We start from the raw sequence: 16,039 nt of genomic DNA, 5'->3' as shown, positions 1-16,039 counted from the left end.
ACCACTGTTCATTCTCCTCTTTTATCTTCATTTGATTCAAATGGTTGAAGGAATACTTGAACTTCTTGTTCGTAAGCTTCTTTATTTTCACTAAAAGACATCGCGTGTGCCCCGTGCGGCGCTATAAATAGTTGTTTATCACCTTTTTTTCGAGCATATAGCTGCTGACTCTGCTCGCATGGAATATAGTCATCATGAAGACTATGGATAAAAAGCACAGGTTCTCTCACTTGATCGATCACATCCAGCGGTGACACTTGCCGAATGCTGTATCCATCCCGCCATTTTAACACTCGATCACTTAGTGGAAGAATCCATTGACCTGAAAGACGAAAATCTGTTTTTAATCGATAGAGAAGCTGATCCTCAAAAGAAGCAAAAGGACAGTCAGCTATGTAAAAATTGGCGCTTGCTTCCGGCTTTGCGGCATATAACAAAGTCGTGACTGCCCCCATAGATTCTCCATGTATTCCGATAATGGCATTTTCCCCAAGTTTTTGTCTAAGCCACTTCACGACCTTCGCTAAATCTTCTTTTTCGTAGTATCCATAACTCGTGGTTTTCCCGCCACTCATTCCATGTCGTCTATGATCATAAAGCATCACATTCCATCCAAGCTTTTGGAATAATTTCATATACTTAACGGAATTTATTAAACTGACTGTGACGCCATGACAAAGTACAATGGTGCGTGTTGTATGAGAATGCGGATGCGGCACAAAATAGCCATGAAGCTCATAACCAAATGCTGAAGGAATACACACTTTCTCTTTGTTAAGCTGTTGAAACTCTTCATGATGATAATGCCCTTCATCTGATTCTCGTTTGATGAGCTCTTCATCTGTTAATTTTCGAATATACATCATTTTGTTGGTGAAAAAAATGCCGATTGCAACGAGCGGACATAATATGAAGGCAAGTATAGCGATCCATTTTTTCATCTAGCTGATTCTTCCTTTCCGAGGTTTTTCCTATGACGATCATACCACATGTTGGGAGATTGGCGTGACTCTTGCTCAGGAAATAAAACGGATGATACACTTAGAGGCAAAAGGAGAGAGGCACAATGAAAAAGAACAATGATCAAGCGAAATTAAAGGACGGCATAAACGAAAATCTCAAACAGCAGCTTCTTCAAATGAAGCAGAATCTGGCCGCCGAGACAGAAAAAAGAGAAGAACAAAAACGACAAGACCTCCTTCGGCAGCAGAAAGAAAAAGAAAAAAACAAAAGCTTCTCCGAGCTGCTAGATGAAAGTCATTTGGACTGGAGAAAATATAAAAGCTAAAAAAGGGAGCACTGATGCTTCTTTTTTTATGTCATCATTGAGGTTGATCAACACGCAAGTGCTTCCGGTTCCTTCGATTCCTCCTTCATTTAAATCCCTTTTTATAACAAATATAGTATTTAAGACCCTTTTGATAGAAGGTCGTACTACTTATAATGAAGGTGTATTACAATATTTGGGAACGGAGATGATTTACATGAAAATGAGAAAAACAATGGCTGGAGTCGCTTTATCTTTAGGATTGCTTTTACCTGTTTCTGGACAAGCTCTTGCTACAAATGAATTAACGAATGCGGATTTGCGTACAAAGGCTACTTCAATTGTAGATTGTTCTGTAACTCCTTTTAAAGGCGCAAGTAATCGATTATGTATGTATTCGGATAATGGTTCTTTTGCAAATAGTTTCAGTCGTTTTGGTACGACATTTTATCTTAAAGGCAAATCTGGAAATTATGCATATTACGAAAGTGCAAGATAAGACAACGGGGCCTTTAGCCCCTCTTTGCTTTTGTCTGTCGAATATGAAAAAGAGATCACATCAGATGATCTCTTTTTATCTCATTTAAACCGGTGCGCGTCGTACATAGATGATTTTGTATAGTAAGTCAATGCTTTTACTTCTTGGTCACTTAAAGAACGTGCATTGGCCGCTGCCGCATTTTCTTTTAATTGTTCCACCGAGCTTGCGCCAAATACAACGGAACTGACCGCAGAATGCTGAAGCAAATATTGAATGGAGAGCTCTGTGAGTGATAGGTCATAAGCGACTTTCTTTAAAGAAGGAATGATCTGCTGTAGCTCGTCAAATGAATATTGAAGATAGCCGTTTTTTTGAATCGCTGCACTTGTTTGTGAAAGTGGTTTTTCGGTTAAAAGCCCTTTTGCTAAAGGTCCTCTTGCCACAACACTAATGCCTTGTTCTTCAAGAAGAGAGAACCATTCCTCTGGACGGCGGTCGAGTAAACTATATTGCATCATGACGCTGACGATGTTTGATTTTTTGGCGTATTCTTTAATGACGTTTGGACGGATAGAAGAGATGCCATAATAGCGAATAACGCCTTCTTCCACTAATTCTTCAAAAGCCTCAATCGTCTCATCGATAGGGTCATCGATCGTGCCTCCGTGCAGTTGGTATAAATCAATATAATCTGTTTGCAGCCGCTTGAGGCTTTGTTTTACGGCTTCTTTTATGTATGCCTTTGAAGGGTCCCAGTCCCAGCCAGATTTGCCTTTTTCAAAGCGGTTGCCGCCTTTTGTGGCCAAAATTAAATCTTGCCGCCTGTTTTTAATCGCTTCCCCGACAATTTCCTCATTTGTCCCAAAATCATATAAATCGGCTGTATCCAAATAATTAATTCCAAGATCAATGGCTTCATCTAATAAAGAGAGCGCTTTTCCTTTTTCTGTTCCTAGGGACATACATCCTAGAGCCGCTTCGCTCACCAAAAGATCCGTTGTACCAATTCGTCTTTTTCTCAATTCCATCACACTCCTATTCCTTCACATTAAGTGAAAAAAATCTGGAATTCAAGCTAGGTGACTTCAAGTGGCGCATTGAAGCAAGCGTCCGCATTTCGCTTCTCTTAAATCATCTATGTTAAAATGAATGAAGTAAAAAGTGAAAGTAGAACGAGGAGCTGACAAAATTGAAGGACTTTGAAGAAAAAACATTATCGACTAAAGAATTATACAACGGAAAAATCATTGATTTGGTTCTTGAAGATGTACAATTGCCAAATGGAAAACAAGGCAAACGCGAAATCATCAAACATCCTGGTGCAGTAGCCGTCATTGCTCGGACAGACGAAAATAAAATCATCTTGGTCAAGCAATACCGTAAAGCACTAGAGAGAGCCATCGTTGAAATTCCGGCTGGTAAATTAGAGCCAGGGGAAGAGCCGGCACATACAGCACTACGAGAATTAGAAGAAGAAACAGGATACACCACTCAGAAGCTTCAAAAGCTGACAGCCTTTTATACATCACCAGGTTTTGCAGATGAAATCGTCCACATGTATCTTGCAGATCAGCTAGTTCAGCTTGAAGAAAAAAGAGAGCTGGATGAAGATGAATTTGTTGAAGTGATGGAAGTTTCATTAGAAGAAGCCTTGCACCTCATTGAAAAGCAGCATATTTATGATGCAAAAACAGCCTATGCCATACAGTACTTACAACTGCAAGAGGTACTTAAGTCAACAAAATGAGGGAGTTTTTTGCAGACATCCATATTCATATCGGCAGAACAAGAACAGGCAGAGCTGTTAAAATTACAGGTGCAAGGTCACTGACAATTGACCAAATTTTCATTGAAGCAACGCAAAGTAAAGGGATGGGGATGATTGGTGTGATTGATGCACAATCTCCAGAAGTCCTAGAAGAATTAATAGAGGGTGTAGAAGAAGGCAAGTACACTGAACTAAGTGATGGCGGTCTATCATTTGAACAGACCGTGCTGCTTTTAGGCAGTGAATTAGAAATTAACGATAACCATTCAAAAGGTCCAATTCACGTGCTTGCATTTATGCCCACACTGCGCAAAATGACTGAGTTCTCCGCATGGCTCGCGCTACATATGAAAAATGTGCATTTAAGTTCACAGCGCCTCTATGTGGATGGGAAAACACTTCAGCATAAGGTCAAGGAGCTAGGAGGCTTATTTATTCCTGCTCATATTTTCACGCCGCATAAAAGCTTATTTGGCAAAGGAGTCAGCACGTCTTTAACGGAAGTATTCGATCCGGACCTCATTGATGCTGTTGAACTAGGACTTAGCTGCGATACGTCAATGGCATCCCAGTTAAGCGAACTGAACCGTTATCCCTTTTTAACGAATTCAGACGCTCATTCTTTAGGGAAAATCGCGCGAGAATATACAAAAATCCGCATGGACCATACCTCTTTTGCCGAATTCAAACTAGCCCTTGAAGGGAAAGAAGGGAGAGCCATCACAGGAAATTATGGGCTCGCCCCGCGTCTTGGGAAGTACTATCATACAACCTGCGAGAAGTGCGGAGTAAGACCTCGCGCGCTAGATCAAGAAAAGTGCCAAGCATGCGGACATACCCGGATGACAAAAGGAGTGAGCGAGCGTTTAAAGGAGCTTGCTGACCAAGAAAGTGACAATGGAACAAGACCTCCTTATGTTCATCAGCTTCCACTTCAATTTATTCCGGGTGTTGGAGCCAAAACGCTGGAGAAGCTAAAAGCCGTGTTTCACACAGAGATGAATATCCTTCATCAAGCAACAGAACAAGAACTAAAAGCTGTCCTGCCAGAAAAAACAGCCAATTACATCATCAAAGCAAGAAAAGGTGAAGTCGAACTGATCGCTGGCGGGGGCGGAGTATACGGTAAGGTGGATATCAATCATGAATCAAGTTAACTGGACATGTGAAACGTTTGAACAATTGACAAAAGAGGATCTTTACCTAATCTTAATGGAAAGAGTCAATGTGTTTGTTGTTGAACAAACATGCCCTTACCCTGAAATTGATCACCGGGACCAAGAAGCGCTTCATCTGATGGCAAAAGAGAACGGCACGATTGTGGCTTATTGCCGAATTTTTCAAAGCGGAATCATGTACGAAGAGGCGTCCATTGGCCGCGTTCTTGTGACAGAGGCAGGCCGAAAAAAAGGCTATGGAAAAATGCTACTTAGCAAGGCTTTGGAAAAGCTGAGTGAATTAGGTGAAACAAGTGTCAAAATTCAGGCGCAGGCCTACCTGAAGTCGTTTTACGAATCCTTTGGTTTTAAGGCCGTTTCAGATTGTTATGATGAAGATGGAATTCCCCATCTTGATATGGTGAAAACAGAAAGATAGGCGTGTATACGTCTATCTTTTTTATGTCACATCGTGTATCATAACGTCAACGAAAGGGGTTTTGCCAAATGGGAAAAAGCAATGCAAAGAAAAAACGAGAACATATTGAAAGGCAGCACAGCCGAAACCCGGAACTGTCGAGAGGAAACATGCCGCACTTTAGTACACATGAAAGAAAAACAAAAACAAAACAAGAAGCCTTGCAGCACATGATGAAAAAACATAAAAGAAGGAATGCTTATGATCACTATCAAGAGGATCATAAGCATTTTTATTTTGCTTTTTTGTGACAACCAATTCAAATAAATGGAAAAATTTTAAAAAATAGGACAAACGGTCGTTTCTTTTTGTCTAAAAATGTAGTTAAATGACAAAAAGATGAAAGGGAGAGTGAGTATTGTGAACATCAAGTCAATTGGAGCAGGGCTTTGTATGGCAAGTATGATGCTGGCATCGGTCACGTTCGGCGCCTCACATATTTCTGCAAAGGAGCAAGCGAAAAAAGAGTACATGATCGGCTTTTCTTCTTCCGTTCAAGATCATACACAAAAACAGCTTGTTGAAGAAGCTGGTGGACATGTAAAAGAATCCATAGAGCAGATAGATATGATGAAAGTTTCCTTGAATGAGGCATCGAAAAAGAAACTAAATCAGGCAAAAGAAGTGACCTTCATTGAGGAGGACCAAAAGGCAAAAACAAGCGGTCAAACGTTCCCATATGGCATCAAAAGCATCAAAGCACAAAAGGTACATAAACGGGGATACGCTGGACAAAATGTCAAAGTAGCCGTTCTTGACAGCGGCATTGATGGCAAACATGAAGATCTACATGTCACCGGGGGAGTCAGCTTTGTTCCAACAGAGTCAGATCCGCTTGTTGACCCGCATGAACACGGGACGCATGTGGCGGGCACAATTGCAGCGTTAGATAATAAGGTAGGTGTCGTTGGTGTTGCGCCAAAAGCTTCAATCTATGCGGTCAAGGTGGCAGATGAAAATGGTGATGGCTACTATAGCTGGATCATTAAAGGAATTGAATGGGCCATTGAGAATGACATAGATGTCATCAATATTAGTATGGGAGGAGCAAGTGAATCTGAAGCGCTGAAAGAAGCGGTAGATCGAGCATATGACAAGGGTATTCTCATTGTGGCTTCTGCTGGGAATGAAGGAAGTTATGGCTCTCTCAACACGGTTGACTATCCAGCTAAATACAGCTCAGTGATAGCGGTTGCTTCTGTTGACCAAAGAAAACAAAGAGCTTTTGATTCATCTGTAGGCGAAGAAGTGGAAGTTTCAGCACCAGGCGTTTCAACGCTCAGTACCATTCCCCATAATGAATATGGCTACAAGAGCGGGACATCCATGGCATCACCGCATGTAGCAGGAGCTGCGGCTGTCATTCTATCAAAACATCCGAATCTGACAAACGATGAAGTGCGCGAGAGACTTTCAAAAACGGCTACACAGCTTGGAGATCCTTTTTACTATGGTGCCGGGCTTGTGAACGTACAAAAAGCGGCACGATAAATGAGAAGAGAGAGCAGTGTTTAGGCCGCTTTCTCTTTTTTCTTTCAATAAAACTGTCATGTTTCGTAATCTCTCTCATAGAATCTAGTAACCTTTACTATTTGGGAGGAAGACGCATGCGGAAAAAGTCTTGGAAGGAACATCTTCTTCAGCACGTAAAAGACCATCTATCGATTTATTTGTTTGTCTCTGTACTCTTTTTAATGGGCGTGATTTTTGGGGCCATCATCGTCAATAGTATGACAATTAGTCAGAAAGAGGATTTATTCTATTATTTAAATCAATTTTTTGGTCAGCTGACAAATGAGAAAGCAGCAGAATCAAAAGAAATGTTTTTGCAAAGCTTTTTGCATCATATGAAATATTTAGGTCTTATGTGGATACTAGGGATATCTATCATTGGCCTGCCGCTCATCTTTCTCATGATCTTTTTAAAGGGAATTGTCGTTGGGTTTACAGTTGGTTTTCTAGTAAATCAAATGGGGCTGAGTGGTTTTTTCCTTTCGTTCGTATCGGTTCTTCCGCAAAACATATTACTTATTCCAGCCTATTTAGTGATTGGGACATGTGCGATTGCGTTTTCCATCCGTCTCATTGGGCAGCTGTTCATGAAAAAAACCATCAGTCAAGCACCTGTGCAGTGGTTCGCCCGGTATGCATCTGTTCTACTGATGATTTTAGCACTTGCTGCACTTTCGTCCTTTTTTGAATCGTACGTCTCCTTCATGCTCATGAAAAAGCTGGCAGGTGTTCTTTTTTCATGATTTTATAATTGTTATTAAATAATAATCAATTTATTTATCAATTTAAAATGATTATAGTTGGCTCCCAGCACATCATTTGATATAATGATCAAGTAATGTGGCGTAGGAGGGAAAGTCAATGGAAAATCGGATTGATCGAATTAAGAAACAGCTTCATTCTTCCAGCTATAAGCTCACGCCACAGCGTGAAGCAACAGTAAGAGTACTGCTTGAGAATGAAGAAGACCATTTAAGTGCAGAAGATGTATACCTCCTCGTAAAAGAGAAGTCTCCTGAAATTGGTCTTGCTACTGTTTATCGAACGTTAGAATTGCTAACTGAACTGAAAGTTGTTGATAAAATTAACTTTGGAGACGGCGTTTCGCGATATGATCTTCGCAAAGAAGGAGCCGCTCACTTCCATCATCATCTTGTCTGCATGGAATGCGGGACAGTCGATGAGATAGAAGATGATTTATTAGAAGATGTTGAAGAGATTATTGAACGTGACTGGAAATTTAAAATTAAGGATCATAGATTGACATTCCATGGTATTTGCCACCGGTGTCATGATGATGAATCCGGCAAATAATCCGAATTGGAACCTTTTCATTTAAGATGAAGAGGTTTTTTGCATTTTCGCTGTATATTCCTTGTCCCACCTGGCATATGCTGAAGTAATGAGAAGCTCGAGAAAGGACATGAGAATCATGCGAAAATGGCTCAAAACAACAGGTGAAGTGATGAAGGTATTTATCTTGTTCACTGGTTTTACCGTCCTGTTCTATTATGCTATGATATGGATAAATTCAGAATATGAAAGCTACCATCGTTATGATAAACCAGAGGGTGCAGCAATTAAAGTGATGGAAATGGATCAGCCGAATCAAGACAACTGGCAAGACCGATTGATTTATTTTTATCAAAACGGGGAGTAGAAATCATTGAACGATCAATTATCCGACTTTATTCATTTTATGACAGTAGAGAGAGGACTCTCTGAAAATACCATTGTTTCTTATAAACGAGATTTACAGAACTACTTGTCTTTTTTAATGACACATGAGCAGCTGACGGATATAAAAGATGTCACACGCCTGCATATCATTCATTATTTAAAAAAGCTAAAAGAGGAAGGGAAATCGAGCAAAACGTCAGTGCGGCATCTCTCCTCGATCCGGTCCTTCCACCAATTTCTGCTCCGGGAAAAAGTGACAACAGATGATCCATCATGGAACATTGAAACGCAAAAAACAGAGCGGAAATTACCGAAAGTTCTCTCACTAGGGGAAGTCGAAAAGCTGCTTGATACACCAAATCAGCACACTCCATTTGACTACCGTGACAAAGCGATGCTCGAGCTCTTATATGCGACAGGCATTCGCGTCAGTGAAATGCTGGATCTGACCCTTGCCGATGTTCACCTCACAATGGGCTTTATCCGTTGTTTCGGTAAAGGAAGAAAAGAGCGGATTGTGCCAATTGGTGAAGCAGCTGCAAGTGCGATTGAAGAATATCTCGAAAAGGGAAGAAGCAAGCTGTTAAAAAAACAGCCGGCAGATGCCTTATTTCTCAATCATCACGGGAAAAAAATGTCGCGGCAAGGTTTCTGGAAGAATCTGAAAAAAAGAGCTCTCGAAGCAGGGATTCAAAAGGAACTCACACCCCATACACTCAGGCATTCATTTGCCACGCATCTGCTTGAAAACGGTGCAGACCTAAGAGCTGTGCAGGAGATGCTCGGACATGCCGATATCTCGACAACACAAATTTATACACATGTGACGAAAACAAGACTGAAAGATGTGTATCACAAATTCCATCCAAGGGCATAAGTAAAGCATGACACGGTGAACGTGTGTCACGCTTTTTCATGTTTGCACCGTTTATGGTTGTCAACCGGCTTGTAAACGGTTTATACTTGAGATGTCAGACCTCTCTTTTTGAAAGGTTAAAAGACAAGAATATTGAAGGAGGCGCTTTTTAATGCCTGATTATCAGTATAAACGCATTTTCCTCGTCGTAATGGATTCAGTAGGAATTGGGGAAGCACCTGATGCTGCTGAATTTAATGATGTAGGTGCAGATACACTAGGACATATTGCTGAAAAAATGAACGGGCTTCATATGCCGAATATGGCGAAGCTTGGGCTGAGTCATATTAAAGAAATCAAAGGAATTCCAGCGGATGAGAAGCCGCTTGCGTATTATGGAAAGATGCAAGAGGCATCAAATGGGAAAGATACAATGACAGGACACTGGGAAATCATGGGTCTTTACATAGACACACCGTTCAGAGTTTTTCCAGACGGATTCCCAGATGAACTATTAAATGAACTAAAAGAAAAAACAGGCAGAGGCATTATTGGAAATAAACCTGCGTCTGGTACTGAAATTTTAGACGAGCTTGGCGAAGAGCACATGAAAACAGGCGATCTAATCGTTTATACATCTGCGGATTCTGTGCTGCAAATTGCTGCGCACGAAGAAGTGGTGCCATTAGATGAACTTTACCGTATTTGTGAAATTGCACGTGAGCTCACATTAGATGAAAAATATATGGTTGGCCGCATTATCGCCCGTCCATTTGTCGGGGAGCCTGGCGCATTTGTCAGAACACCGAACCGTCATGACTATGCTTTAAAACCATTTGACCGAACAGTGATGAATGAGCTGAAAGATGATGGGCTCGATGTGATTGCGATTGGCAAAATCTCTGATATTTATGATGGAGAAGGAATCACCTCTTCTCTCAGAACAAAATCGAACATGGACGGAATGGACAAGCTGGTTGATACACTTAAAACAGACTTTACGGGACTCAGCTTTTTAAACCTTGTTGATTTTGACGCCCTTTACGGACATAGAAGAGATCCAGAGGGTTACGGAAAAGCACTAGAGGAATTTGACGCCCGTCTTCCTGAAGTGTTTGATCTGTTAAAAGAGGATGATCTTCTTGTCATTACAGCAGATCATGGAAATGACCCGGTTCATCACGGAACAGATCATACAAGAGAATACGTTCCGCTCATTGCTTACAGCAAAAAGCATCAAGGAGCAAATGAACTGCCAACTCCAAAAACCTTTGCTGATCTTGGAGCAACGGTCGCAGACAATTTCAAGACAACGATGCCAAAATACGGCACAAGCTTTTTATCTAAACTCAAATAGGGGGGAAATCTCGTGGGAGCACAGTTTTCAGAAGCGGCGGCATACATTAAACAAGCATCGACATACGTACCAACAGTTGGATTGATCTTAGGTTCAGGGCTTGGCATTTTAGCAGATGAGATTGAAAATCCAATCAAATTGAAATATGAAGATATTCCTGGATTCCCTATTTCAACAGTAGAGGGTCATGCAGGACAGCTCGTCATCGGGACGCTGAAAGGCACTGTCGTATGTGCGATGCAAGGACGTTTTCACTTCTATGAAGGATATGATATGAAGCAAGTGACGTTTCCAGTCCGTGTGATGAAAGAAATTGGCATTGAGACATGCATCGTGACAAATGCAGCCGGCGGTGTGAATACTTCATTCCATCCAGGCGATCTCATGCTGATTACAGATCATATCAATATGATGGGGACCAATCCATTAATTGGTCCAAATGACAGTCAAGGCGTTCGTTTCCCTGATATGTCTGCCCCATACGATAAAGATTTGCTGGCACTTGCAGAAGAAACAGCTCAGCGGTTAGGCATATCTGTACAGCAGGGTGTTTATGCAGGGATGACAGGTCCTTCATATGAAACACCGGCTGAAGTTCGTTTCCTTAGAACACTTGGCGCAGATGCTGTAGGCATGTCGACGGTTCCAGAGGTGATTGTTGCGCGTCATGCAGGAATCAAAGTGCTAGGTATTTCATGCATTTCTAATGCGGCATCAGGTATTTTAGATCAGCCGCTGTCTCATGATGAAGTCATTGAAGTAACCGAAAAAGTGAAAGCGAGTTTCCTTGATTTAGTAAAAGACATTGTCAAACAACTCTCATAGCATGTTTTAAGAAGCCTTCTGTTTATCGACAGAAGGCTTTTTTTATGGCAATCATACGATCTCTGAATAAAACAGCCTCGATGAGGAAAAAATAGAAAGGATTACGATAATGGAGGTCTGCCACTTGAAACGTCATATATGTGCATTGTTTATTTTAATGATCCTTATCTCAATGGTTTCACCATCAGCGATAGCAAAAGAAAAGATTGAAAAACCAGAAGAAAAACAAACATCAGAATTGGTGCACGAAGCCAAATCAGCCATCTTAATAGAACGTGACACGGGAAAAGTGCTTTACAACAAAAACAGCGATGAAAAGCTGGCACCCGCAAGTATGACCAAAATCATGACGATGCTTCTCATCATGGAAGCCATTGATCAAGGAAAGCTGAAAATGACTGACAAGGTAAGAACAAGCGACTATGCAGCTTCAATGGGAGGGTCACAAATCTTCCTTGAACCTGGAGAAGAAATGACCGTGAAAGAAATGCTGAAAGGCATTGCGATTGCGTCTGGAAATGATGCTTCAGTTGCCATGGCAGAGCATATTGCAGGATCTGAAGAACAGTTTGTGGAGCAAATGAACAAAAAGGCAAAAGAACTCGGCCTCACCTCTACGGTCTTTCAAAACCCAACAGGACTTCCTGAAAAAGACCATTACAGTTCAGCTCATGATATGGCAAAAATGGCAAAAGAGCTGTTGAAATATGAACAAATCACCAAATTCACCGGGGTCTACGAAGACTATCTCCGTCAAAACACCGATAAAAAATTCTGGCTTGTGAATACGAACCGATTGATTAAATTTTATCCAGGTGTCGATGGGTTGAAAACAGGTTTTACAGGCGAAGCCAAATACTGTTTGACCGCAACCGCTAAAAAAGGAAACATGCGCGTCATTGCAGTTGTCTTCGGCGCAAGTACACCGAAAGACAGAAACGCTCAAGTGGTCAAAATGTTAGACTATGCATTTAGTCAATACACCACACACCCACTTTACAAACGAGGACAAGATGTAGCTGAAATCAAGGTAAGCAAAGGGACAAAGAAAAAAATTCAGCTTGTCACCTCTGAACCAATCTCCCTTTTAACGAAAAAAGGCGAAAATGTGGATCAGATTAAAAAAGAAATCAAATTGTCTCAGGATGTTACGGCTCCATTCTCAAAAGGAACGGAACTTGGAACCATTGTCTTGAAAAAAGACGGAAAAGTGCTGCATGAAAGCCCTGTACAAGCCAAAGAAGGAATGGAAAAAGCGGGCGTTTGGACATTCTTCAAACGAGCGATGGCTGAATTTGTGAAATGGAAATAAAATGTGAAAGACTGCTGAAACAGGCAGTCTTTTTGCTATGAGGAAGTAGAAAAGAACATCTAAATGTGACGAATGGTCACTAGTTTTGTCATGGTGAAGGATTTACTTGATAAAAAAGAGAAACAATCTTTATCCGAAATTAGAGCAAGGAGGAATAAAAAGATGAGCCTTGATATTGATTTTCAAGTAAAAGAGAGCGTACTTTGCATTCGATTAACAGGAGAGCTCGATCATCACTCCGCAGAAACATTGAGACAAAAGGTGACGAATTATTTGGAAACAGAGGACATTCGCCACATCGTGCTCAATTTGGCTGATTTAACGTTTATGGACAGCTCAGGTCTCGGAGTGATTTTAGGAAGATATAAAGAAATTAAACAGCTTGGCGGAGAAATGGTCGTCTGTGCTATTTCGCCAGCAGTGAACCGGTTATTTGATATGTCTGGCTTATTTAAAATCATCCGTATGGAGCCTTCAGAGCAAACGGCATTGCAAACATTGGGGGTGGCATCATGAGGAATGAAATGAACCTGACCTTCTCTGCTTTAAGTCAAAATGAATCCTTTGCGAGGGTGACAGTCGCGGCGTTTATCGCCCAGCTTGATCCGACATTAGATGAATTAACAGAAATCAAAACCGTTGTGTCAGAGGCGGTGACAAACTCCATTATCCATGGCTATGATGGGAATCCAGATGGCAAGGTGCATATCGAAGTCACACTTGATGACCATGTTGTGTACCTCACCATCCGTGACGAAGGGATGGGCATTACAGATCTTGAGGAAGCAAGACAGCCGCTTTTCACGACAAAACCAGACTTAGAACGCTCTGGAATGGGTTTTACCATTATGGAGAATTTTATGGATGATGTCATGATAGACTCATCTCCAGAAATGGGCACAACCATCCGTTTAACAAAGCATCTATCAAAAAGCAAAGCGCTTTGTAATTAAAGGAGCTGCTCATATGGATGTGGAGGTAAAAAAGCAAGCAAAAAAAGCCCAGCTGTCAAATGATGAAGTCAAAGAGCTCATCAAAAAAAGCCAAGACGGTGATCAGCAAGCAAGAGACCTCCTCGTAGAAAAAAACATGCGTCTTGTTTGGTCCGTTGTTCAGCGCTTTTTAAATAGAGGATATGAACCAGATGATTTGTTTCAAATTGGCTGTATTGGACTGCTAAAATCTGTTGATAAATTTGATTTGTCATATGATGTGAAGTTTTCGACCTATGCTGTCCCAATGATCATTGGTGAAATCCAGCGATTCATTCGAGATGATGGAACAGTCAAAGTCAGCCGGTCACTAAAGGAACTTGGTAATAAAATCCGGCGGGCAAGAGATGAATTGTCTAAGTCTCACGGAAGAATGCCGACCGTCCAGGAAATAGCCGAATATCTTGATATCACACCAGAGGATGTCGTCCTCGCCCAAGAAGCGGTCCGAACGCCGTCGTCGATTCATGAAACGGTGTATGAAAATGACGGGGACCCGATTACATTACTTGATCAAATTGCCGATCATTCAGAAGAAAGATGGTTTGATAAAATCGCGCTGAAAGAAGCGATCAAGGAATTAGAAGAACGAGAAAAACTCATTGTGTACTTAAGATATTATAAAGATCAAACACAATCTGAGGTAGCGGAGAGACTCGGCATTTCACAAGTACAAGTCTCGCGGCTCGAAAAGAAAATTTTAAAACAAATCCAAATGCAAATGGATCAAAAAGAGAGCTAGCCAATTCGGCTGGCTTTTTCGTGTGGTAATTACCGGTAAATCAAGTTCTCTCGGTATGAGAACCATTTTTCACCACATACTATTTTTAACCCATCGTATAGGAAGTGACTTGGATGGACGGACAAATCTTTCTTCGGCTGCGCCATCGCATTAAGACCGGTAATGATCAGCTCATTTATTTAGAAGATATCGCCCAAATCACTGGTGATGAGTTTGCTGTACAAAAGCTTAGCAAGATGCCGATATATCATGTCAGTAAAAAGGATCGTCACATCGCCGTTCTTGATATCATGCATGTGGTCAAAACGATCAAAAAAACATGGCCAGACATCGACATTCAAACCGTCGGAGGCGCTGAAGCCATTGTTGAAATTGATACAGGCAAACGCCAGCTTTCTCCGATTTTATTTGTGTTCGTGTGGCTCCTATTATTTGTCGGAGCGGCGCTTGCCATTATGAATTTCCACGAGGATGTCAGTATGCGGCTCGTTCATATCCGCCTATATGAAATGATCACAGGAAAAACGGTTGAGCATCCTTATTTATTGCAAATTCCATATAGCTTTGGACTAGGCTTTGGCATGATTTTATTTTTCAATCATGTATTTAAAAAGCGTTTAAATGAAGAACCAAGCCCGCTCGAAGTGGAGATGTTTAAATATCAGCTCGATCTCGATCATTATGTCGCCCTTAAAGAAAATAAAGAGACAATGAAAGATATCCATGATCGGTAAGTGGCTTTTTGTCGCGTTAGTTGGACTTGGCGGCGGTTTAACGGTAGGAGCAGGGTTTGTGGCATTTCTCACAGTGCTTGGCATCATCCCTCGTTTAATGCAATTAACGAAAACGCAGCGCTTCATACAAGGATACGAGGCAGCTGTCATCACCGGGGCGGTCGTTGGCGGCTGGGCAACCTTGAGCGAGGTGCATTTGCATTTATCCAAATGGCTGGCGCTCCCGATCGGTCTTTTAGCAGGCATTTTCGTCGGCATGCTTGCAGCTGCGCTGACTGAAGTATTAAATGTACTTCCTATATTAACGAAAAGAATTGGAATGGACGGGAAAATTGTTTTGCTTCTCATGGCCATTGTCTTAGGCAAAGTATTTGGTTCACTATTCCATTGGCTGATTTATATTTAAAAATTTGGAGGGAACAACCGTGTCGAGTTTAAAAGAGAACTATCCATCTAAGGTGAAAACGTATCAGCCTAAACCTCCTTATGTCCTCAACTGCATCAAGGCTTTTCTTGTTGGCGGATTGATCTGTGCCATAGGCGAGGGGCTGCAACATTTCTATATTCACTTTTTTGATTTTAATGAAAAAACAGCAGGGAACCCAACAGTGGCGACCCTCATTTTAATTTCTTCTATATTAACTGGTATCGGTATTTACGATAGAATCGGCCAGTTTGCCGGAGCGGGATCGGCTGTTCCGGTGACAGGATTTGCAAACAGTATGACAAGTGCTGCCCTTGAGCATAGAAGTGAAGGGCTTGTTTTAGGGGTTGCCACAAATATGTTTAAGCTCGCTGGGAACGTCATTGTATTTGGTGTCGTCTCGGCATATGTCGTAGGGATCATTCGATACGTCTTGGAAAAGATGTTTTCGTAG

General features: G+C 41.4%; 22 protein-coding genes. 20 read left to right on the top strand and 2 right to left on the bottom strand.

Annotation, left to right across the window (positions count from 1 at the left end; genetic code table 11):
- Window positions 1-8: 8 nt before the first annotated feature.
- The gene (locus NSS78_RS10940; RefSeq protein WP_050943813.1) at window positions 9-941 is read right to left on the bottom strand and encodes an alpha/beta hydrolase; all 933 of its coding nucleotides are present in this window, start codon (window positions 939-941) and stop codon (window positions 9-11) included.
- A 125-nt stretch (window positions 942-1,066) separates the two neighbouring features.
- Between NSS78_RS10940 and NSS78_RS10935 the strand changes: the two genes are divergently transcribed.
- Window positions 1,067-1,288, top strand: a complete 222-nt coding sequence (locus NSS78_RS10935) for a YqkE family protein (RefSeq protein WP_003215614.1) — start codon at window positions 1,067-1,069, stop codon at window positions 1,286-1,288.
- Complete coding sequence (locus NSS78_RS10930; protein ID WP_249118256.1) at window positions 1,251-1,766, top strand: antimicrobial peptide LCI; 516 nt, start codon at window positions 1,251-1,253, stop codon at window positions 1,764-1,766. Before NSS78_RS10935 ends, NSS78_RS10930 begins: the two co-directional genes overlap by 38 nt.
- 80 nt (window positions 1,767-1,846) lie before the next feature.
- On the opposite strand, the gene NSS78_RS10925 is transcribed toward NSS78_RS10930, so the two are convergent.
- Complete coding sequence (locus tag NSS78_RS10925) at window positions 1,847-2,770, bottom strand: aldo/keto reductase (RefSeq protein ID WP_212045939.1); 924 nt, start codon at window positions 2,768-2,770, stop codon at window positions 1,847-1,849.
- Window positions 2,771-2,937: 167 nt separating this feature from the next.
- Between NSS78_RS10925 and NSS78_RS10920 the strand changes: the two genes are divergently transcribed.
- From NSS78_RS10920 to spoVAC, 18 genes are all read left to right on the top strand, one after another.
- Window positions 2,938-3,495, top strand: coding sequence for an NUDIX hydrolase (locus NSS78_RS10920; RefSeq protein ID WP_003215785.1), 558 nt, complete (start codon window positions 2,938-2,940; stop codon window positions 3,493-3,495).
- The gene (locus NSS78_RS10915) at window positions 3,492-4,673 is read left to right on the top strand and encodes a TIGR00375 family protein (protein WP_212045940.1); all 1,182 of its coding nucleotides are present in this window, start codon (window positions 3,492-3,494) and stop codon (window positions 4,671-4,673) included. Before NSS78_RS10920 ends, NSS78_RS10915 begins: the two co-directional genes overlap by 4 nt.
- On the top strand, window positions 4,660-5,112 hold the full coding sequence (locus NSS78_RS10910; RefSeq protein ID WP_106028737.1) for a GNAT family N-acetyltransferase: 453 nt from the start codon (window positions 4,660-4,662) through the stop codon (window positions 5,110-5,112). The genes NSS78_RS10915 and NSS78_RS10910 overlap by 14 nt, the downstream gene beginning before the upstream one ends.
- Window positions 5,113-5,180: 68 nt before the next feature.
- Entirely contained in the window at window positions 5,181-5,402 is a 222-nt protein-coding gene (locus NSS78_RS10905; RefSeq protein ID WP_003215884.1) for a hypothetical protein, read from the top strand.
- A 109-nt stretch (window positions 5,403-5,511) separates the two neighbouring features.
- Window positions 5,512-6,642 (top strand): S8 family peptidase, encoded by a 1,131-nt coding sequence (locus tag NSS78_RS10900; protein ID WP_212045941.1) that lies wholly within the window; start codon window positions 5,512-5,514, stop codon window positions 6,640-6,642.
- 116 nt (window positions 6,643-6,758) lie between these two features.
- Window positions 6,759-7,406: a stage II sporulation protein M gene (gene spoIIM, locus NSS78_RS10895; RefSeq protein WP_034661156.1), complete on the top strand. Its 648-nt coding sequence runs from the start codon at window positions 6,759-6,761 to the stop codon at window positions 7,404-7,406.
- A 118-nt stretch (window positions 7,407-7,524) separates the two neighbouring features.
- Complete coding sequence (gene fur / locus NSS78_RS10890; protein ID WP_003215577.1) at window positions 7,525-7,977, top strand: ferric iron uptake transcriptional regulator; 453 nt, start codon at window positions 7,525-7,527, stop codon at window positions 7,975-7,977.
- A 118-nt stretch (window positions 7,978-8,095) separates the two neighbouring features.
- Window positions 8,096-8,323, top strand: coding sequence for a YqzK family protein (locus NSS78_RS10885; RefSeq protein ID WP_003215798.1), 228 nt, complete (start codon window positions 8,096-8,098; stop codon window positions 8,321-8,323).
- A 6-nt stretch (window positions 8,324-8,329) separates the two neighbouring features.
- Window positions 8,330-9,220 carry a site-specific tyrosine recombinase XerD gene (xerD, locus tag NSS78_RS10880; protein ID WP_003215982.1) on the top strand — a complete coding sequence of 297 codons (891 nt, stop codon included), beginning with the start codon at window positions 8,330-8,332 and terminating at the stop codon, window positions 9,218-9,220.
- A 151-nt stretch (window positions 9,221-9,371) separates the two neighbouring features.
- On the top strand, window positions 9,372-10,556 hold the full coding sequence (deoB, locus tag NSS78_RS10875; protein ID WP_003215717.1) for a phosphopentomutase: 1,185 nt from the start codon (window positions 9,372-9,374) through the stop codon (window positions 10,554-10,556).
- A 12-nt stretch (window positions 10,557-10,568) separates the two neighbouring features.
- Window positions 10,569-11,381, top strand: a complete 813-nt coding sequence (locus tag NSS78_RS10870; RefSeq protein WP_003216045.1) for a purine-nucleoside phosphorylase — start codon at window positions 10,569-10,571, stop codon at window positions 11,379-11,381.
- A gap of 124 nt (window positions 11,382-11,505) precedes the next feature.
- Complete coding sequence (locus NSS78_RS10865) at window positions 11,506-12,693, top strand: D-alanyl-D-alanine carboxypeptidase family protein (RefSeq protein ID WP_050943817.1); 1,188 nt, start codon at window positions 11,506-11,508, stop codon at window positions 12,691-12,693.
- A 162-nt stretch (window positions 12,694-12,855) separates the two neighbouring features.
- A complete protein-coding gene (gene spoIIAA, locus NSS78_RS10860; RefSeq protein WP_012010448.1) occupies window positions 12,856-13,209 on the top strand; it encodes an anti-sigma F factor antagonist in 354 nt (117 codons plus the stop codon).
- A complete protein-coding gene (spoIIAB, locus tag NSS78_RS10855) occupies window positions 13,206-13,646 on the top strand; it encodes an anti-sigma F factor (protein ID WP_012010447.1) in 441 nt (146 codons plus the stop codon). The genes spoIIAA and spoIIAB overlap by 4 nt, the downstream gene beginning before the upstream one ends.
- A 13-nt stretch (window positions 13,647-13,659) precedes the next feature.
- Window positions 13,660-14,427, top strand: a complete 768-nt coding sequence (gene sigF, locus NSS78_RS10850) for an RNA polymerase sporulation sigma factor SigF (RefSeq protein ID WP_003215778.1) — start codon at window positions 13,660-13,662, stop codon at window positions 14,425-14,427.
- Between the two features lie 113 nt (window positions 14,428-14,540).
- A complete protein-coding gene (locus NSS78_RS10845; protein ID WP_003215534.1) occupies window positions 14,541-15,161 on the top strand; it encodes a stage V sporulation protein AA in 621 nt (206 codons plus the stop codon).
- Window positions 15,151-15,567, top strand: a complete 417-nt coding sequence (locus tag NSS78_RS10840; protein ID WP_044141069.1) for a stage V sporulation protein AB — start codon at window positions 15,151-15,153, stop codon at window positions 15,565-15,567. Before NSS78_RS10845 ends, NSS78_RS10840 begins: the two co-directional genes overlap by 11 nt.
- A 19-nt stretch (window positions 15,568-15,586) precedes the next feature.
- On the top strand, window positions 15,587-16,039 hold the full coding sequence (gene spoVAC, locus NSS78_RS10835) for a stage V sporulation protein AC (RefSeq protein ID WP_003215687.1): 453 nt from the start codon (window positions 15,587-15,589) through the stop codon (window positions 16,037-16,039).

Origin of the sequence: Bacillus sp. FSL W8-0920 (genome assembly GCF_038593215.1) — a bacterium.
GTDB lineage: Bacteria > Bacillota > Bacilli > Bacillales > Bacillaceae > Bacillus > Bacillus pumilus.
The sequence above is the reverse complement of the archived record's forward strand: the minus strand, read 5'-3'. Positions and strand labels throughout refer to the sequence as shown.